Source organism: Chromatiales bacterium (assembly GCA_024234935.1).
GTDB lineage: Bacteria > Pseudomonadota > Gammaproteobacteria > Steroidobacterales.
Genome location: JACKNI010000001.1, coordinates 445,752 through 463,961, shown reverse-complemented (window position 1 = coordinate 463,961; position 18,210 = coordinate 445,752). Strand labels below are relative to the sequence as shown.

14 protein-coding genes and 2 tRNA genes are annotated in these 18,210 nt (G+C 61.4%); 6 read left to right on the top strand and 10 right to left on the bottom strand.

Annotated elements, in window-relative coordinates; translation table 11 throughout:
* Positions 1 to 49: 49 nt before the first annotated feature.
* The 7 genes from H6979_02155 to H6979_02125 all read right to left on the bottom strand — a co-directional run bounded on the left by H6979_02155 (position 50) and on the right by H6979_02125 (position 6,322).
* Positions 50 to 123: transfer RNA gene (locus H6979_02155), tRNA-Cys, on the bottom strand.
* Between the two features lie 25 nt (positions 124 to 148).
* A tRNA-Gly gene (locus tag H6979_02150) sits at positions 149 to 224 on the bottom strand.
* A 39-nt stretch (positions 225 to 263) separates the two neighbouring features.
* Complete coding sequence (pgsA, locus tag H6979_02145; GenBank protein ID MCP5138646.1) at positions 264 to 839, bottom strand: CDP-diacylglycerol--glycerol-3-phosphate 3-phosphatidyltransferase; 576 nt, start codon at positions 837 to 839, stop codon at positions 264 to 266.
* Between the two features lie 63 nt (positions 840 to 902).
* Entirely contained in the window at positions 903 to 2,744 is a 1,842-nt protein-coding gene (uvrC, locus tag H6979_02140; protein MCP5138645.1) for an excinuclease ABC subunit UvrC, read from the bottom strand.
* Between the two features lie 5 nt (positions 2,745 to 2,749).
* Positions 2,750 to 4,126 (bottom strand): 3-deoxy-7-phosphoheptulonate synthase, encoded by a 1,377-nt coding sequence (locus tag H6979_02135; GenBank protein ID MCP5138644.1) that lies wholly within the window; start codon positions 4,124 to 4,126, stop codon positions 2,750 to 2,752.
* Complete coding sequence (gene mazG, locus H6979_02130; protein MCP5138643.1) at positions 4,123 to 4,923, bottom strand: nucleoside triphosphate pyrophosphohydrolase; 801 nt, start codon at positions 4,921 to 4,923, stop codon at positions 4,123 to 4,125. The genes H6979_02135 and mazG overlap by 4 nt, the downstream gene beginning before the upstream one ends.
* Before the next feature lie 10 nt (positions 4,924 to 4,933).
* Positions 4,934 to 6,322, bottom strand: coding sequence for a class II fumarate hydratase (locus H6979_02125; GenBank protein ID MCP5138642.1), 1,389 nt, complete (start codon positions 6,320 to 6,322; stop codon positions 4,934 to 4,936).
* 116 nt (positions 6,323 to 6,438) lie between these two features.
* On the opposite strand from H6979_02125, the gene purB reads away from it, so the two are divergent.
* The 6 genes from purB to H6979_02095 all read left to right on the top strand — a co-directional run bounded on the left by purB (position 6,439) and on the right by H6979_02095 (position 13,734).
* Positions 6,439 to 7,821, top strand: a complete 1,383-nt coding sequence (purB, locus tag H6979_02120; GenBank protein ID MCP5138641.1) for an adenylosuccinate lyase — start codon at positions 6,439 to 6,441, stop codon at positions 7,819 to 7,821.
* A gap of 85 nt (positions 7,822 to 7,906) precedes the next feature.
* A complete protein-coding gene (locus tag H6979_02115) occupies positions 7,907 to 8,404 on the top strand; it encodes a hypothetical protein (protein ID MCP5138640.1) in 498 nt (165 codons plus the stop codon).
* A 61-nt stretch (positions 8,405 to 8,465) separates the two neighbouring features.
* Positions 8,466 to 8,966 carry an NUDIX hydrolase gene (locus H6979_02110; GenBank protein MCP5138639.1) on the top strand — a complete coding sequence of 167 codons (501 nt, stop codon included), beginning with the start codon at positions 8,466 to 8,468 and terminating at the stop codon, positions 8,964 to 8,966.
* A gap of 39 nt (positions 8,967 to 9,005) precedes the next feature.
* Entirely contained in the window at positions 9,006 to 10,115 is a 1,110-nt protein-coding gene (gene mnmA / locus H6979_02105; GenBank protein MCP5138638.1) for a tRNA 2-thiouridine(34) synthase MnmA, read from the top strand.
* 106 nt (positions 10,116 to 10,221) lie between these two features.
* Positions 10,222 to 12,903 carry an aconitate hydratase AcnA gene (gene acnA / locus H6979_02100; protein ID MCP5138637.1) on the top strand — a complete coding sequence of 894 codons (2,682 nt, stop codon included), beginning with the start codon at positions 10,222 to 10,224 and terminating at the stop codon, positions 12,901 to 12,903.
* A 36-nt stretch (positions 12,904 to 12,939) separates the two neighbouring features.
* Positions 12,940 to 13,734 carry a TatD family hydrolase gene (locus H6979_02095; GenBank protein ID MCP5138636.1) on the top strand — a complete coding sequence of 265 codons (795 nt, stop codon included), beginning with the start codon at positions 12,940 to 12,942 and terminating at the stop codon, positions 13,732 to 13,734.
* On the opposite strand, the gene H6979_02090 is transcribed toward H6979_02095, so the two are convergent.
* Genes H6979_02090 through thrA form a run of 3 tightly spaced genes read right to left on the bottom strand, consistent with a single transcriptional unit; the run spans position 13,712 to position 18,122 of the window.
* On the bottom strand, positions 13,712 to 14,320 hold the full coding sequence (locus tag H6979_02090) for an NERD domain-containing protein (protein ID MCP5138635.1): 609 nt from the start codon (positions 14,318 to 14,320) through the stop codon (positions 13,712 to 13,714). The two genes, H6979_02095 and H6979_02090, sit on opposite strands and share 23 nt — an antisense overlap.
* A 5-nt stretch (positions 14,321 to 14,325) precedes the next feature.
* Entirely contained in the window at positions 14,326 to 15,621 is a 1,296-nt protein-coding gene (gene thrC / locus H6979_02085) for a threonine synthase (GenBank protein ID MCP5138634.1), read from the bottom strand.
* A gap of 8 nt (positions 15,622 to 15,629) precedes the next feature.
* Positions 15,630 to 18,122: a bifunctional aspartate kinase/homoserine dehydrogenase I gene (gene thrA, locus H6979_02080; protein MCP5138633.1), complete on the bottom strand. Its 2,493-nt coding sequence runs from the start codon at positions 18,120 to 18,122 to the stop codon at positions 15,630 to 15,632.
* Positions 18,123 to 18,210: the final 88 nt, after the last annotated feature.

Below are 18,210 nucleotides of genomic sequence, written 5' to 3'. Positions count from 1 at the left end.
AGCGCAGACACACGCCTGCGGATACCGCAGTGACTCTTGCAGGGACTGATGGAGGCTAGGGTCGGAATCGAACCGGCATACGCGGCTTTGCAGGCCGCTGCATAACCATTCTGCCACCTAGCCGGATACAGAAAAGCAAGGAGAAAACTGGAGCGGGAAACCGGACTCGAACCGGCGACCTATACCTTGGCAAGGTATCGCTCTACCAACTGAGCTATTCCCGCCCGCAAGGAGTGCATATGGTATCGGCGAACCACACAGAGTCAAGAAACCTTGTCATGTTCCCCGCTGGAGGGCCAGGCGGCACGGATATAGCCGATCATGGACCAGATGGTCAGGCCGGCCGCCAGCACGAGGCAGACAACGCCAAGCTCGTAGACCGGCAGTCCCAGCAGAGGCTGATAGAAGATCATGCAGCACAGGCCGGTCATCTGCGTGATGGTCTTCAGCTTGCCATAACCGGAAACCGCCACCCGCTGCCGCGCCCCGAGCTCAGCCATCCATTCCCGCAAGGCGGAAATCGCTATTTCCCTGCCGATGATGATTGCCGCCAGTATTGCCACGATATTTCGCGTATCCGATTGCACCAGCAGGATAAGTGCGGTCGCGACCATCATCTTGTCTGCGACGGGGTCCAGAAAAGCACCAAATGCCGAGGTTTGCTGGAAGCGACGCGCGACATAGCCATCGAGCCAGTCGGTAATGGCTGCAAGCAGAAATACCATGGCAGCTGCGGGCCGGGCCCATGAAACCGGGCTGTAGAACACCAGTACAACCAGTGGAATGGCCGCAATGCGGAACCAGGTCAGGGATGTCGCTGTGTTGAATTGCGGGTACATCGCGCGTCATTCTAACGCGCGCTCGACGAACGGGTTTCGATCGCGGTGGAAATAATTCGGCGCTCAGGGCGTCCCGCCGTGCAGATGGTCATAGATTCGCTGCGCAAGAGTCCGGCTGATGCCCTGAACCCGGGCGAGATCCGTGACACCGGCCTGAAGAATGCCCTGCAGACCGCCGAACTCGCGCAACAGCGCGCGGCGACGCTGCGGTCCGAGACCGGGAATGGCCTCCAGGCTGGAAGTCCGCCTGGGCTGCGCGCGGCGCTGCCTGTGCCCGGTAATTGCAAATCGGTGCGCCTCATCGCGAATCTGCTGAATCAGGTGCAGGGCCGGGGAATCTGCCGGCAATGCGATCAGGCCTCTTCCGCGCGGCAGAACCAGCTTTTCTTCGCCCGCCCGTCGTTCGGGGCCTTTCGCCACTCCGAGCAGGGGTAAATGCCCGAGTTGCAGTTCTTCGAGCACCCCATAGGCCCGGTCAGTCTGGCCGGCGCCTCCATCGATGAGGATCAGCCCGGGTAATGCCGCGTCCTCGGTTCGTACCCGGGTATAGCGACGCTCTACCGCCTGGGCGATCGCTGCATAGTCGTCTCCGGGTTCAATACCCTTGATATTGAAGCGTCGATAGTCTGACTTCAGCGGACCCTCCGCTCCGAACACCACACAGGCTGCGACGGTTTCTTCGCCAGCGGTATGACTGATATCGAAGCACTCGATCCGCTCCGGCACCTCCTCCAGCATCATCGCTTCCGCCAGTCGCTCAAACTGCTCGCGCAGGGTAGCCGTGCTGGCCAGACGCGTGGCAAGTCCCTGCGCCGCGTTGTCTGTGGCCATTTCCAGCCAGCGACTGCGGGTGCCACGCACCCTGTCGCGAATCCGACACCGGCTGCCGGTCCGGGTTTCGAGTGCTGCCTGCAGGAGCAGCCGGTCCTGCAGCGGAACCGGAACCAGAACTTCGGCCGGTGGCGAAGCATGGAAATAGTGCTGTGCGATGAAGGCGGCAAGGATCTCCTGCTCCTCGGTGTCATGGGCGATACGCGGAAACCAGGTACGACTGCCGAGCACACGGCTGCCACGGATCATGAGGACCGCGACACAAGCCTGCCCCTGTCCGGTTCGTACGCCGAGTACGTCGGCATCGGTCATGCCCGGTGCGTTGATCACCTGCTCAGCCTGGATCTTTCGAACCAGCTGAATCTGGTCACGCAACAGTGCTGCGCGCTCGTAATCAAGGGCCGCCGCAGCCTGCTCCATGCGGGAACCAAGACTTGCGAGGATGCTCTCGTTGCGGCCCTCCAGAAACAGCAGCGCATCGGCAACATCACGCTGATAGTCCGCGGCGCTGATGAGGCCCACGCAGGGGGCGGTGCAGCGCCGGATCTGATACTGCAGGCAAGGCCGCGTGCGATTGGAGAAAAAGGATTCACTGCACTGACGAACCCGAAACAGTTTCTGCAACTGGATCAGGCTCTCGCGCACCGTGTTGGCCGAGGGCCATGGGCCGAGAAAGCGGCCCGGACCGCGGCGGCTGCCACGATGCAGTTCAAAGCGCGGGAATTCCTGGTTCGTGGATACATGAATCCACGGGTAGCTCTTGTCATCGCGCAAAATGACGTTGAACCGTGGCCGGTATTCCTTGATGAGATTGTGTTCGAGCAGCAGCGCTTCGTGCTCGGTACCGGTGACCGTCACTTCGACCCGACGGGTCTCCGCCATCAGCGCCTGCGTCCTGGGCAGGTGCGCCTTGTTGCCAAAGTAGCTTGAGACCCGCTTTCTGAGATCCTTCGCCTTCCCGACATAGAGCACTGTGTCGTCGACCGAGAGCATCCGGTAGACACCAGGGCGGTGCGTCAGCGAGGCGAGAAAGCTGCTGCTGTCGAACGGCGCTTGGGTCGGGTCTGCCGCCATGAGGCTTATTTCGCGGCTTCGCGTGCCTTGGCCTGCCGGCCGTGACCGGCGATGCGCATCGCCACCTCCATGGCCTGCTCGTAGTTGAGACGCGGATCGACCTGGCTGCGATAGTCGCGGTGCAGGTCTGCATCGGTCAGACCGCGGGCGCCGCCGGTGCACTCGGTGACATGCTCGCCCGTCAGTTCCAGATGCACGCCACCGAGCCAGGTGCCACAGGTGCGATGCACCTCGAACGCACTGGCAAGTTCATCGAGGATATTCTCGAAGCGCCGCGTCTTCAGTCCGTTGCTGGCGGTCTCCGTATTGCCGTGCATCGGATCGCAGACCCAGAGCACCTCCGCGCCTTCCTCCCTTACCGTCTCGATCAGCGGCGGCAGCAAGGCCTTGATGCGTGAAGCACCAAATCGGTGGATCAGCGTGAGCCGGCCGGGTTGGTTGTCCGGATTGAGGCTGCGCAACAGGCTGCGCAGCCAGTCGGGGCTCATCCCGGTGCCGAGCTTCACGCCCACCGGATTGCTGATGCCGCGAAAAAACTCGATGTGGGCGCTGCCCGGCTGACTGGTTCGTGCACCGATCCACGGAAAGTGCGTGGTCAGGTCATACCACTTCTGGCGGTGTGCGAGAAAACGCGTCTGCGCCTGCTCATAGGGCAAATGCAGCCCTTCATGTGCGGTATAGAAATCCACGCGACGGGCCTGATCGATCGACTTGCCGGTAATGCTCTCGAAAAAGTCCAGGCCATCAGCGACCGTTTTCACCATGTGGTGATATTCGTCAGCAAGTGGCGAATGGTTCACCCAGTCCAGATCCCAGTTCTCCGGGTGATGCAGATCGGCGAAACCGCCATCGATCAGCGCCCGTATGAAGTTGAGTGTCAGCGCGGCGCGCTCATAGGCACGCAGCATGAGTTCCGGATCGGGCTCGCGATCGTCCGCGGTAAAGGCATTGCGGTTGATGATGTCGCCGCGAAAACTCGGCAGGGAAACGCCGTCGCGAACCTCGGTATCGGCTGAACGTGGCTTGGCATATTGTCCGGCAATACGGCCGATACGCACGACCGGCAGCTTCATCCCGGAGATGATGGCAACGCTCATCTGGAGCAGGATCTTCAGCTTGTTGACGATGGCGGCCGAAGTGCAGTCATCAAAAGTCTCTGCGCAGTCACCACCTTGCAGAACGAAGGCCTTGCCCGCCTGGGCAAGCGCAATCTGTTCACGCAGCGCCTCGATTTCCCAGGACGTAACCAGCGGCGGCAGTTTCGCAAGAGCCATCATCACCGCTTCGCTTTGCGCAGTATTGCCATAGCGGGGTATCTGGCCCACGGTGCTGCACTGCCAACTGTCCGGTTTCCAATCCGCACTGACGCCGGCGTCACTCATGTTCCCTGCTCGTCTGCCTTGATGGACTTCCACAGCCGGTCGAGATCCTCGGGGCTTTGCTTGCTCCAGTCGGTATCGGCACGCTCGAGCAATGCTTCTACGGCCCTGAAGCGGCGCTCGAACTTGCGATTGGCTGCCCGCAGCGCATGTTCGGGATCCACGCGCAGGTGGCGTGCCAGGTTGGCAGCCGTGAACAACAGGTCGCCGATTTCTTCTTCGATCGCATCAGGCGATTCGGCATCCCTGGCTGCCAGGAGCTCATCAAGCTCCTCATGCAGCTTGGCAATCACCCCGTCGATTTCCGGCCAGTCGAAGCCGACCCGTGCAGCGCGCTTGCCGAGCTTGCTGGCTCGGCTCAACGCCGGCAGCGCCTGTCCGATCCCGGCTATTGCGGATGGGTCGCCATTGTCCGCACGCTCGCGCGCTTTCAGGTTTTCCCATGCCACTCGCTGGTCGTCGGCAGTCAACGATTCCTCTGTCGCAAAGATATGCGGATGGCGCCGCAGCATTTTGTCGCAGATGGCCTGCACGACGTCGGCAAAGCTGAAAGCCCCCAGTTCGCTCGCCATCTGTGCGTGAAAGACGACCTGAAACAGCAGGTCGCCGAGTTCGTCACGAAGCTCGGCCAGATCATCCCGGTCGATCGCATCGGCAACCTCGTAGGCTTCTTCGATCGTGTACGGCGCGATAGAGCCGAAATCCTGTTCGCGGTCCCATGGACAGCCGCGCACGGGATCGCGAAGCACTGCCATGATTCCCAGCAGGGTGTCTATCGACCGTTTGTCCTGCTGGTTCATTACATGTGGCTCAGGACTTGATGCCGCCGCGAGTAAGATCTTTGGCATTCAGCAGGCGATCGAGTTCCCGGTCTGAAAGGTCGGTATTTTCCGCAGCAACTTCCCGTACCGGACGCCGTTCGGCATAGGCCTTCTTGGCGATCGCTGCGCCTTTCTCGTAACCGATGACCGGATTCAGGGCCGTAACGAGAATCGGATTGCGATCCAGCGCCTCAGCCAGCTTGTCATGGTTGACCTTGAACCCGGCGATCGCCTTGTCGGCCAGCAGGCGGCTTGCATTGGCCAGCAGGCTCACGCTCTGCAGCACGTTGAGTGCGATGACCGGCAGCATGACGTTGAGCTGAAAGTTACCGGACTGGCCGGCGACGGTTACCGTCGCGTCGTTGCCGATGGTCTGCGCCGCGACCATGGCGACGGCCTCGGGAATGACCGGGTTGACCTTGCCCGGCATGATGCTGCTGCCAGGCTGGAGGCCAGGCAGGGAGATCTCGCCGAGCCCCGCCAGGGGGCCACTGTTCATCCAGCGCAGGTCGTTGGCGATCTTCATCAGTGCAACGGCAAGCGTGCGCAAATGTCCCGAAAGCTCGACTGCCGTGTCCTGGCAACTGAGCGACTCAAAAAGATTCTTCGATACGTCGAATTTCTGGCCGGTATTTTCTGCCAGCAGAACGGCAACCTTCTTGCCGAATTTCGGATGGGCGTTGATCCCGGTCCCAACGGCTGTGCCCCCCTGGGCCAGACGCGTCAGGCGCGGCAGACAGTCCCTGATACGGGCTTCGGCATTGCCGATCTGCTGCGCCCAGCCACCGAGCTCCTGACCCAGTCGTACCGGCATCGCATCCATCAGATGCGTGCGCCCGGTCTTCACCACACCGTCTGTTTCCTTTGCCTTCTTCAGTATCACCTTGCGCAGGTGGGCGAGCGCCGGCAACAGGTCTTCGGTAACACCGAGTGCGGCACTCACATGGATGGCCGTCGGAATCACATCATTGCTGCTCTGGCCCATGTTGACGTCATCGTTTGGATGCACCTCGGCACCGAGTCGCCTGGTTGCCAGTCGTGCAATGACTTCATTCGCATTCATGTTCGAGCTGGTGCCCGAACCAGTCTGGAATACATCGATGGGAAAGTGCTCATCATGCTGACCCGTTGCCACTTCGAGCGCGGCAGCCTGGATAGCCATGGCCCGGCGACTCTTGAGCAGTCCCAGCTCGGCGTTTGCACCAGCTGCTGCCCACTTGATCAGGCCAAGTGCGCGGATGAAGCCGCGTGGCATCGGGATACCGCTGATCGGGAAATTATCGACGGCGCGTTGTGTCTGGGCGCCCCACAGGGCCTGCTCCGGAACCTGCAGTTCGCCCATGCTGTCACGTTCAATGCGGTAGTTGCTGTCTGCCACTCGTGTTTCCTCGGTTTGCCTGCCCGCAGTCGCCGCCGACAATGTGCAGGCAGGACCGGTTGCTGTTGGTGTATGATTTCCGCGCCGAATTATAGGGGCTTTTTGCACTGTCTGGCATGGATCGCGACCCGCTTACTGCCCTCTCCCCGCTCGACGGCCGTTACTCCGCCAGGACTGATTCCCTTCGGGAAATCTTCAGCGAGTACGGCCTGATCCGGTTCCGTGTGCTCACGGAGGTGCGGTGGGTGCAGTTTCTGGCCGCCGAGAGTGCGGTGGGCGATTTCGGGCCGCTGTCGCCGGTCGTCAGTCAGGTACTGGATGATATTGCGGAAAAGTTCAGCCCCGATGATGCCCGGCGCATCAAGGAAATCGAGCGTCGGACCAATCACGACGTCAAGGCGGTCGAGTATTTCATTGGCGAACGCCTCGGTCAGGATGCCGAACTGGCCCGGATCAGACCTTTTCTGCATTTCGCCTGCACCTCGGAGGACATCAACAATATTGCCTATGCGCTGATGCTGCGTCACGGGCGGGACGATGTATTGCTGCCACAGCTGCGGCAGGTGGTCAGCCTGCTCGACACCATGGCGCGCAACATGGCGGATATACCGATGCTGGCGCGCACACATGGCCAGCCCGCAAGCCCGACCACGATCGGCAAGGAGATCGCCAATTCGGCATGGCGCCTCAAGCGGCAGCTCAAACAACTCCGTGCGGTCGAACCACTGGCCAAGCTCAATGGTGCGGTGGGCAACTTCAACGCGCACCTGGCCGCCTATCCTGACGCTGACTGGTCGGGTATCTCCCGCCGGTTTATCAAGTCCCTCGGGTTGGTCTGGAACCCGTACACGACGCAGATCGAACCGCACGACTGGATAGCCGAGTATTGCGATGTACTGGCACGAATCAACACGATATTGATCGACTTGTGTCGTGATGCCTGGGGCTATATCTCGATCGGCCACTTCCGGCAGCGCCGGGTCGAAACCGAGGTCGGTTCCTCGACGATGCCGCACAAGGTAAACCCGATTGATTTCGAGAACGCCGAGGGCAATCTTGGTATTGCCAATGCCCTGTTGCGCCATTTCAGCGAGAAGCTGCCGGTGTCGCGCTGGCAACGTGATCTCAGCGACTCAACCGTACTGCGAAACCTGGGCGTTGCGGCCGGCCATATTGTGCTGGCGGTGCATTCCCTGCTGACCGGACTGCGCAAGCTCGAGCCGGATACCGTCAGCATGCAGGCAGAGCTTGATGCGAGCTGGCAGATCCTTGGCGAGGCAATCCAGACCGTGATGCGTCGCTTTGGCCATGCCGACGCCTACGAGCAGTTGAAAGCGCTGACGCGTGGATCCAGTATCGACAGGGATGATCTGCAGCGCTTCCTCAAATCCATCGATCTGCCCGCTGCAGAGCGAGCCCGGTTGCTTGCCCTCACACCGGCCGCCTATGTCGGTGATGCAGCACGACTTGCCCGTCAGGCTGCCGACAGCGAACCCTGAGCCGGGTTTCCGGGCCAGGCCCCCGGCCGGCCCAACTGTGACGCATTTGGCACTTTGAGCCGGATGCCGTCTTTACAATGCCTGTATGGATGCCGAAAAAACACAGGGGCGGCGCTGGGTCCTGACGACTTTTGAGGACACCCGGGCAGCCGCAACCGAAGTGGCCGCCATAGCGCAACGTGGACTGTCCATCCTGACTCCCGATCTGGAGCCTGGCCTCTACGATCACGAAAGGTTCCTGGCCATCGTCAAGCGACTTGTACTTGCCAAGCGTTGTGCGCGCGTTCGTGTGCTGATTTCCGAGCCGGCGCGCACTGCGCGCAACGGCAACCGGCTGGTCGGGCTCGGGCGACGGCTCGACACTTATATTGAATTCCGGAACCTGCATGATGACTATGCCGGGCATCGCGAGGCATTTTTGCTGGCCGACGACACCGCCCTGCTCTATCGCGTCAACAACAGGCGCTGGGAAGGTATCGCCGACACGCATGAACCCGCCGTTGCGCGCCGGTATCTGACGCTCTTCGAAGAAATATGGACAGCATCAGAAACATCCAGGGAGCTGCGCCAGTTACGGGTCTGAGCACAGGGATACAAGACAGACAATCACAAGAAAATCGCCATGCGGATCGGGGGATCACAAGATGCCGAATATTCATGAAACCGGAGTCCGGCCTGAACTCACCGTGGCTGCCGTCATCGAACGGGATGGCCGCTTCATGTTCGTCGAGGAACGCATCCGTGGCCGGCTGCTGATCAATCAGCCAGCCGGGCACGTCGAGCCGGGAGAAACCCTGTTGCAGGCTGTCTGCCGCGAGACGCTGGAAGAAACCGCATGGGCCTTCGTGCCAGAGTCCATGGTCGGCATCTATCTCTGGAGCAGTGGGCGCGGGAAACAAACCTTTCTTCGCGTCGCGTATTCCGGTCATTGCTCCGGTCATGACAAACATCGAGTGCTCGACACTGGTATCGAGCGGGTACTCTGGCTGAATCGCGATGAACTGCTTGCACGTTCGCCGCAGCTGCGCAGCCCGATGGTGCTGCGTGCCGTAGATGACTATCTCGCGGGTCTGCGCTATCCGCCCGACTTCATCCGCAACATGGCAGCCGCAGAGCTGATGCAAGGTGCTGCACGAATCGGGTAAGTCCGTGCCGGCAGACACGTCCTGCTAGAATTGAGCCGCATGTCTGCGGCCCGAAAGCCCGTTATCGTTGCCCTTTCCGGTGGTGTTGATTCGGCCGTGGCCGCACTGTGCCTGCTGTGTGCCGGACATGCCGTCGAAGCGCTGCACATGACCAACTGGGAAGACGCTGACGAGCATTGCACCGCCGCTGCCGATTTTGCCGATGCGCAGCGGGTTGCCAGCGATCTCGGCATCCCACTGCACCATGTGAACTTTGCTCGCGAATACCGGGAGCAGGTGTTTGCTGATTTCCTGTCGGAGTACCGGGCGGGCCGGACACCCAATCCCGATGTGGCCTGCAATCGGCACATCAAGTTCGGTGCATTCCTGCATCACGCACAGCGCCTGGGCGCGGAATATATCGCAACCGGGCATTACGCCCGCGTCGTACATCAGGACGGCAGGGGCCATTTGTACAAGGCCGCTGACACCGACAAGGACCAGACCTACTTTTTGCACTCCGTAAGAAGTGCGGCGCTTGCCCGCGCGCTCTTTCCGCTTGGAGGAATGCAGAAGAGCGAGGTCAGGGCTGTCGCCAGAGAGTACGGCCTCGCCAATCACGCCAAGGCCGACAGCACCGGAATCTGTTTTATCGGTGAGCGTCCGTTTCGCGAGTTTCTGGCGCAGCACATTGCAGCAGAAGCTGGGCCGATACTGACGATCGAAGGGCAGACGGTCGGTCGGCATTCGGGCTTGCCCTACTACACGATTGGCCAGCGTCACGGACTCAATATCGGTGGGCTGGCGACCAAGGAGCAGGCAGCCTGGTTCGTCGCCGCCAAGGACGAGACTCGCAACGCGTTGATCGTAGTCCAGGGGCACGATCACCCGGCCTTGCTGAGCAGCGAGCTGGAGGTGGGCGATCTGCACTGGATCAACGGTGTGCCGGAACAGCTGTCTGTCACCGGCAGGATTGCACTCCATACCCGGCTTAGGCACCGGCAGACCGAGGTTGCCTGCGAACTGAGTTGCTTCGGAAATGACACTACCCTGCGGCTGAATTTCATGATGCCGCAGAGGGCTGCGACCCCCGGACAGTACGCAGTCTTCTATTCCGGTGCCGAATGCCTGGGCGGCGGTGTGATTCTGGCCACCCGCTCCGCCGACTGAGGGCCTCAACCCGCCCGGAGCCTCGGCGCATGGAAGGGCCATCCGTTATACTGCAGGGCTCCCAGGCCGTCCCTGCGAGCTGTCCACCCGATTGGAGATCCGACTCATGGCGAAAGCGCCCGACACCAGGTCCACACTTGCCGTCAACGGCATCGATTATCAGATTTACAGTCTTGCGGCGATCGGCTCCGGACATGTAAACCGCCTGCCCTACTCGCTCAAGATCCTCCTCGAAAACCTCCTGCGTCATGCTGATGGTGGCGACGTCCGTGTCGAGGATATCGAAGCGCTGGCCGCCTGGGACCCGAAAAACCAGTCCGAGCATGAAATCGCCTTTACCCCGGCACGGGTCGTACTGCAGGACTTTACCGGGGTGCCGGCAGTGGTCGATCTGGCCGCCATGCGCGATGCGGTTGTGAAACTTGGCGGCAAGGCCGAATCGATCAATCCGCTCTCGCCTGCCGAGCTTGTCATCGATCACTCGGTGCAGGTCGATCACTACGGGACAGCCAGATCGCTCGAGCAAAACACCGCCGTCGAGTTCGAGCGGAATCAGGAGCGCTATGGCTTCCTGCGCTGGGGTCAGAATGCCTTTCGGAATTTCAAGGTCGTGCCACCAAACACGGGCATCGTGCACCAGGTCAATCTCGAGTTCCTGTCCCGCGTGGTTTTCGTGGGAGAAAGGAATGGCCAGCGTACCGCGTACCCCGACACCGTCGTCGGTACCGATTCGCACACCACGATGATCAACGGCCTCGGCGTACTCGGCTGGGGCGTCGGCGGAATCGAGGCTGAGGCCGCCATGCTTGGTCAGGCCGTTACGATGCTGATTCCCGAAGTGATAGGGGTGCGGCTGACGGGCCAGATGCGCGAAGGCACCACCGCAACGGATCTGGTACTGACAGTCACGGAGATGTTGCGCAAGAAGCGCGTGGTCGGCAAGTTCGTCGAGTTCTTCGGCGACGGTCTTGCAAACCTGCCGCTGGCTGACCGCGCTACGATCAGCAACATGTCGCCGGAGTTCGGCAGCACCGTGGCGATTTTCCCGGTCGATCAGGAAACCATCCGTTATCTGCAGCTCTCCAACCGTCCGGCGCAGGAGATTGCACTGATCGAGGCATACGCCAGGACCCAGGGGCTCTGGCGCGAGAATGGCCAGCCCGATCCGTTCTTCACCGATGTAGTCGAACTGGATCTGGGCAGCATTCAGCCGAGCCTCGCCGGACCCAAACGTCCGCAGGACCGGATCACCCTGCAGGCGCTCGCCAAGACCTACGCCAAGATCGAGGCAGAACAGGCTGCCGATGGCAAGACCGGTACAGCACCGGTCAGGCTGACCCACAAGGGCCAGACTTTTGATCTCAAGAACGGCGCGGTACTGATCGCCGCGATTACCAGTTGTACGAATACTTCAAACCCGTACGTGATGATGGGCGCAGGTCTGCTGGCCCGGAATGCCGTCCGGCGTGGCCTGACCAGCAAGCCCTGGGTCAAGACAAGTCTTGCACCGGGATCGCGCGTGGTCAGCAACTACCTGCTGAAAGCGGGTCTGCAAAAGGACCTCGACGCGCTGGGCTTCGATATCGTTGGTTTCGGCTGCACCACCTGCATCGGTAACTCTGGTCCGCTCGACCCCGTGATCGAAGCCGCAGTCCGTGACGGCAAGTTGATTGGCTGCAGCGTACTGTCGGGTAACCGCAATTTCGAAGGCCGCATTCATCCGCTGGTACGAAACAACTTCCTCGCCTCTCCGCCGCTGGTCGTGGCCTATGCCCTCGCGGGTACCCTGCATATCGATATGGAGAATGAGCCGCTCGGCGTTGGCAGCGACGGCAAGCCTGTCTATCTCCGCGATATCTGGCCATCGCGCGCCGAGATCCAGGAGGTCGTGACCAGTTGCATCGATTCGGCGATGTTCCGCGACAGCTATGCCAATGTATTCAGTGGCGATTCCAACTGGAATTCAGTGAAGGTACCGACCGGCAACCGCTTTGCATGGGCTGACGACTCCACCTACGTGCGCAACCCGCCCTACTTCGAAGGCATGACCGCCAGGCCGGGTACTGTTGCCGATATTCGCGGTGCCCGCGTGCTGGCACTGCTGGGTGACTCGGTGACGACGGACCATATCTCCCCCGCTGGTTCGATCGGCAAAGACACACCAGCAGGTAAATATCTTCTGAGTAAGGGCGTACAACCTGTTGATTTCAATCAGTATGGCGCACGACGCGGAAATCACGAAGTCATGATGCGCGGCACCTTTGCCAACATCCGCCTGCGCAACCAGCTGGTACCAGGCACCGAAGGCGGTGTCACCGTTCATTTGCCGAGTGGCGACCAGCTCTCCATTTATGACGCAGCAATGCGCTATGTCGGCGAGCAGGTGCCGCTGGTGATCCTTGCCGGCAAGGAATACGGCAGCGGATCATCGCGCGACTGGGCAGCCAAAGGCACAAAGCTGCTGGGCGTGCAGGCGGTCATCGCCGAGAGCTATGAACGCATCCATCGTTCAAACCTGATCGGAATGGGTGTGTTGCCGCTCGAATATCTGCCTGGTGAGAACGCCGCGAGTCTGGGCCTGACCGGCCGCGAGGTGCTGGACATCACGGGTCTGGATCAGGGAAATGCTCGTGAAGTCAGTGTTGCTGCACGTCGTGAAGATGGCTCGACATTCAGCTTCAAGGCACGGGTGCGCATCGATACGCCGAAGGAACGCGATTACTACGTGCACGGCGGAATCCTGCAGTATGTGCTGCGCCAGCTGGCGAGCGGCAAAGCTGCAGCCTGAGCCGGGAGCAATGCGCCTGGCCCGGCGCATCCGCACATGCTGACTGATATCGGGGCCAATCTGACGCACGAGAGCTTCGCCCATGACCTGGACGAAGTTCTCGCGCGTGCCGCCCGGAGTGGCGTCACCCGTTGCATCTCGACCGGTACCACTGTGGCTGGCAGCGAGGCCGCTCTGCAAATCGCCGGGCAGCACTCGGGAATTGTGTGGGCGACAGTCGGGATTCATCCGCATCATGCCGGCGAATACTCTCCGGCAACGGCAGCGCAGCTGCGCGAGTTGCTCAGGTATCCTCAGGCGGTAGCCGTTGGCGAGTGCGGTCTGGACTATTGCCGGAACTATGCCCCGTCGGGCGATCAGCGTCTGGCCTTTGAAGGGCAGCTGCAGCTGGCGGCAGCCTGCGGCAAGCCGGTGTTCCTGCACCAGCGCGATGCGCACGATGAGTTTCTCAGGATGCTGCGCGACTACTGGTCTTCACTCTCCGGCGGTGTTGCACACTGTTTTACCGGCGGCCCGGCGGAACTCGATGACTATCTTGGTCTGGGACTGTATATCGGCATCACGGGCTGGATCTGCGATGAACGACGGGGTGCGGAGCTGCGCATGGCAGCCGCCGGCTTGCCACTGGACCGCCTCCTCCTCGAAACCGACGCCCCCTATCTGCTGCCGCGCACGCTCAGTCCGAAGCCACGCACGCGACGAAATGAACCGGCCTATCTCACGGAAGTGCAACGGGTAGTAGCCGAATGCATGCGGCTACCTGCCGACGCGGTCGCAGCTGCCAGTTCAGCCAATGCCGAACGCCTGTTCAGGCTTGAGAGTGTCCGCTAGCGGCCTCACCCTGAGCCGACCCGGCCGCCGCGCACAGACGATCCCAGTACGGGCGAAAACTTTCAGCAGCCATAGACCGGTCTGCCTGGGACTCCTGCTCCAGCTCCTGCAGCAGTTCCTCCAGCATGATCACGCTGCGCGGTTGTCCCTTGGAGAATCGCGCCTTGGTGCCAAATGCGACATGACCGGTCACCGGAACTTCAGGCGTCAGCCGCTTTACCGCGGCCAGGCGATCCCACAGGCCGGGTTGCGGATTGGCAAAGGTATAGCGGCGGTCGTTTGCCAGCACCGTCCAGTCCTGCATGCCCTCACTGCCGAACACGTGTCCCTCGACCTCCTTGATGTCGAGGATCAGGATGCCGCGCCGGGTAAGCAAGGCATACTGGAGATGGATGTGACCACCGTTGCCATCCGGTATCAGGGAGTTCTTCAGTATGCCGCAGCTGGCATCATGGAGCCGACGCTCTGTATCGCGCTGTCGCCGGCGACGGAGCACCCATATCGCGATACCGCCGGCCAGCAGCGCAGCGAGCAGAACGAGGGCACCAAGCACCCACGCATTGTTATCGACTGAACCGGGGGGCATGGTGTTCAGAGCTGGCTGGCGAGATCGGCGAGCTTTGCGTCAATCGTCGCAAACCTGGATGGCAGTGCCAGGAGCGCAGCCAGTTCCGCCGGCGGCGGGATATCACAACCGAGCAGTGGTTCCACGATCGTGTCGAACTTGGCCGCATGGGCCGTCGCAACGACAACCCAGTGACGTTGACCGCGCTGCGCCGCGGACAGCCCACGATAGACATGCAGGCCCGTTGCGGTATGCGGGCACCAGGCGATGCCATGACGCCTGAACTCATCGCTCAGACTGCTGCGGATCTCCGCGTCTGATACAGCCACTGCGCTGACCTCTTCCCGCAGATTCGTTATGTCCCCGCAGAGCTGGCGCAGCCTTTCCATATTGCTCGGATTGCCCACATCCATTGCCGATGCGAGCGTCGCTATGCTCGGCCGCGGCAGCCACTGTCCGGTGGCCAGATAATCTTCGATCGGCGTATTTGCATTGGTAGCCAGTACGATGCGATCGATGGGCAGACCCATGCGCCTGGCCCAGACGCAGGCAAAGCCGTTGCCGAGGTTGCCTGTCGGAATCACAAAACTCAGCGGCTGGCCGGTTTTCCGCCAGTGTTCCAGACTGGCTTTCGCATAATAGGCAGCTTGCGGCAGCAGCCGGCCGACATTGATGCTGTTGGCCGAGCAGAGACGGTGCGTACTGGCGAGCTGCTGGTCGGCAAAAGCCTCCTTCACAAGGCGTTGGCAATCGTCGAATTCACCGCGTACAGCCAGTGAGGTGACATTGTCACCCCAGCAGGTGAGCTGATGTTGCTGGCGTGGCGACACACGACCAAGGGGGAACAGCACGACGACGCGCATCCCCGGTCGCCGGTGATAAGCAGAAGCCACCGCGCCGCCAGTATCGCCCGAGGTGGCAACCATGATCGTCACTGGTGGCGTGGCAAAGCGTCCGTCATCGACAATGCGTTCCATGGTGGCGGCAAGAAATCGCGCGCCGACGTCCTTGAAGGCAGCAGTCGGTCCATGAAAGAGCTCGAGCACCGAGAGCTGTCCGCTTTCCAGCTCGCGCAACGGCACCGGAAAATCCAGCGCCTGGCGGCAGATATCGCCCAGTCGTCCTGCCAGCGTTGAACCGGCAAAGAACGGCATCAGCAGCTGTTCGGCAATGTCGGGCAGGGTTTCGCGCCCGGCAAAGTCAGCAGGCTGTGTCGCCGGCAGACTTATCGGTACATACAGCCCCCCATCGGGGGCAGTACCGCTCATGATTGCAGTCTCGATGCCGACTGGCGCTCCTCCGCGTGTGCTGATGTATTGCATGATGGAACTCAGAGCGCGGTGCCCAGATAGGTCGCAAGCCGCAGCAGGTCGGCGAAGACGCCCGCTGCCGTTACCGCACGCCCGGCACCCGGACCCTGAACGACGAGCGGATTCTCGCTGTAGCGCGCCGAGGCAAAGCGGACGATATTATCCGTCAGATTGATGTTGGCGAACGGATGCGTACGCGGCAGGTTTTCGAGCTGCACCGTGGCTGTGCCACGTTGCCGGTCCAGGCGCCCGACATAGCGCAGTACCTGCTCCTCGGCATCAGCCTTCCGCCAGCGCGCGCTCATTGCCGCATCGTGAGCCGGAAGTCCGTGCAGGAATTGATCCGCGTCGCCGGCATCGAGACCGGCTGGTACCAGGCTTTCGATTTGCACATCCTTGAGTTCAAGACGCATGCCCATCTCGCGACCGAGAATGATCAGCTTGCGGGCCACATCCATGCCCGACAGGTCATCGCGCGGATCCGGCTCCGTATAGCCGGCATCGCGCGCTTCGCGCACGATGGCCGAGAATGGCTTGCTGCCGTCGAAAACGTTGAAGAGATAAGCCAGCGTGCCTGAAAAGATGCCGTCGATGCTGCGGATCTCATCGCCTGTTTCGCGCAGGTCGCGCACGGTGCCGATAATCGGCAGCGCGGCACCGACCGTGGTTTCATAAAGGAAGCGCGTATTGTGCTGACGACGGACTTCATGCAACTTGTCGTAGTTCGCGAGCGGACCGCTGGCCGCTTTCTTGTTGGGCGTTACGACGTGTACACCGGTACCCAGCCAGTCCAGGTAGCGTGAAGCCACGGCCTCGCTGGCGGAGCAATCAACCACGGCTGCGTGCGGCAGATGTTCGGCATGTACATGCCGGGTAAATCGCTCCCAGTCCAGCGGTTCGGATTTCTGAGCAAAGACAGTCTGCCAGTCGGTGAGATCGATCCGCCCGTCCGCCAGCAGCATGCGGCTCGAACTGGCGATCGCCCGCACGCGCAGATCCAGATTGAACTGGGACTTGAGGCGTGGCAGTTCTGCCGCCATCTGGTCGAGCAGCACCCGGCCGACATTGCCCGGGCCGACGACGCCGATGGAAACCGTTTCGGCAGACAGGTAGAAGCCTGAATGCACGGCCCGCAGTGCCCGCGTCGAATCAGAACGGGCCACTACAGCTGAAATGTTGCGCTCCGATGAGCCTTGCGCGATCGCCATCACGTTGATGCCGGCTGCGCCCAGCGTGCTGAGGAATCGCCCCGCGACACCCGGTATCCCCGCCATGCCATCGCCGACCACGGCGATGATGCTGCACGGATTCTTGACGGACACGCTCTGGATCAGCCCCTGATCAAGCTCGACGGAAAAGGCACGGCGCACGACCCTGTCCGCCTGTTCCGCCATCCGGCTCGGCACGCCGATGCAGATCGAATGTTCGGAGCTGGCCTGCGAAATGAGAATGACCGATATTGAAGCCTCGCGCAGAACGCCAAACAGGCGATTGGCAGTACCGGGTACGCCGATCATGCCTGCTCCCTCGATGTTCACGAGCGCCACATCGTCGACGGAGGTGATCCCCTTGATGGGCTGCTGCGAACCGGCGGCCGGGCCGATAAGCGAACCGGTCGCGGCGGGGTTGAACGTGTTGCGTATCCAGATCGGGATCGACCGCTGTACAGCCGGTGCCATGGTTTGTGGATGAATCACCTTGGCGCCAAAATAGGCCAGCTCCATCGCCTCGTTGTATGACAGCGAGCTGATGATCGTTGCTTCCGGGACCCGGTTCGGGTCTGCACTCATCACGCCGTCGACGTCGGTCCAGATGGTGATCTTTTCCGCATCCACGAGGGCACCGACGATCGATGCGGAGAAATCGCTGCCGTTTCGGCCCAGCGTGCAGAACAGACCGTCGGGTTCGGATGCGATGAAGCCGGTAATGACCGAAATTCCCCGGATATCTGCACCGAAGTGACGGCGTGCGCGGGCGCGAGACTCATCCCACCGCACCGCCGGTCCCATTTCACCCCGCTCGATCACGATCAGATCGCGCGCATCCACCCATCTGATCTGGGGTTTGCGGGCGTCCGCTTGTGCGCGCTCGCCCAGATACGCGGCCAGCAGTCGCGATGACCAGAGCTCACCATATCCGGCCACCACATCCCGGCTGCGTTCGCCCGCCTGCCGCACCAGTGAAATCGAATGCAGCAGGCCGCGCAAGTCAGCCATGTCCGCATCGAAGGTGCCGAGGATCTCGTCTGCCCGGTTCTGCTGCCTGAGCAATGCACCAACAGTTGTCCGGTAACGGCTGTTCAGGGCCTCCTGGCGACTGGCCAGATCCGGGGCTGACTGCTCGGCTGCGGCCACCAGACCGAGAAGTGCATCGGTCGTCCTGGCCATGGCGGAAACGACAACGGCCTGCCGCTCTGCGGGCTCCGCCAGCAGAATATCGGCGACCCGGCGAAAACAATCCGCATCACCGAGACTGGTACCGCCAAACTTGTGAACCTGCCAACCCGGCTTCATCCGTCCGTTCCTGCTCAAGGGAAAAAATCGCTCGCAATAATACCCGTTCCGCCGGTCCGCCACAGGGCTTAGGACCAGTCAGGCGCCT

What these genes read in the sequence shown, in the direction of transcription:
- acnA (MCP5138637.1), top strand. Translation starts at nt 10,222, where the DNA reads ATGGCGAAAGCGCCCGACACCAGGTCCACACTTGCCGTCAACGGCATC.
- H6979_02115 (MCP5138640.1), top strand. Translation starts at nt 7,907, where the DNA reads ATGGATGCCGAAAAAACACAGGGGCGGCGCTGGGTCCTGACGACTTTT.
- thrC (MCP5138634.1), bottom strand. Translation starts at nt 15,621, where the DNA reads ATGCAATACATCAGCACACGCGGAGGAGCGCCAGTCGGCATCGAGACT.
- pgsA (MCP5138646.1), bottom strand. Translation starts at nt 839, where the DNA reads ATGTACCCGCAATTCAACACAGCGACATCCCTGACCTGGTTCCGCATT.
- mnmA (MCP5138638.1), top strand. Translation starts at nt 9,006, where the DNA reads ATGTCTGCGGCCCGAAAGCCCGTTATCGTTGCCCTTTCCGGTGGTGTT.
- H6979_02135 (MCP5138644.1), bottom strand. Translation starts at nt 4,126, where the DNA reads ATGAGTGACGCCGGCGTCAGTGCGGATTGGAAACCGGACAGTTGGCAG.
- thrA (MCP5138633.1), bottom strand. Translation starts at nt 18,122, where the DNA reads ATGAAGCCGGGTTGGCAGGTTCACAAGTTTGGCGGTACCAGTCTCGGT.
- H6979_02095 (MCP5138636.1), top strand. Translation starts at nt 12,940, where the DNA reads ATGCTGACTGATATCGGGGCCAATCTGACGCACGAGAGCTTCGCCCAT.
- purB (MCP5138641.1), top strand. Translation starts at nt 6,439, where the DNA reads ATGGATCGCGACCCGCTTACTGCCCTCTCCCCGCTCGACGGCCGTTAC.
- H6979_02090 (MCP5138635.1), bottom strand. Translation starts at nt 14,320, where the DNA reads ATGCCCCCCGGTTCAGTCGATAACAATGCGTGGGTGCTTGGTGCCCTC.
- mazG (MCP5138643.1), bottom strand. Translation starts at nt 4,923, where the DNA reads ATGAACCAGCAGGACAAACGGTCGATAGACACCCTGCTGGGAATCATG.
- uvrC (MCP5138645.1), bottom strand. Translation starts at nt 2,744, where the DNA reads ATGGCGGCAGACCCGACCCAAGCGCCGTTCGACAGCAGCAGCTTTCTC.
- H6979_02110 (MCP5138639.1), top strand. Translation starts at nt 8,466, where the DNA reads ATGCCGAATATTCATGAAACCGGAGTCCGGCCTGAACTCACCGTGGCT.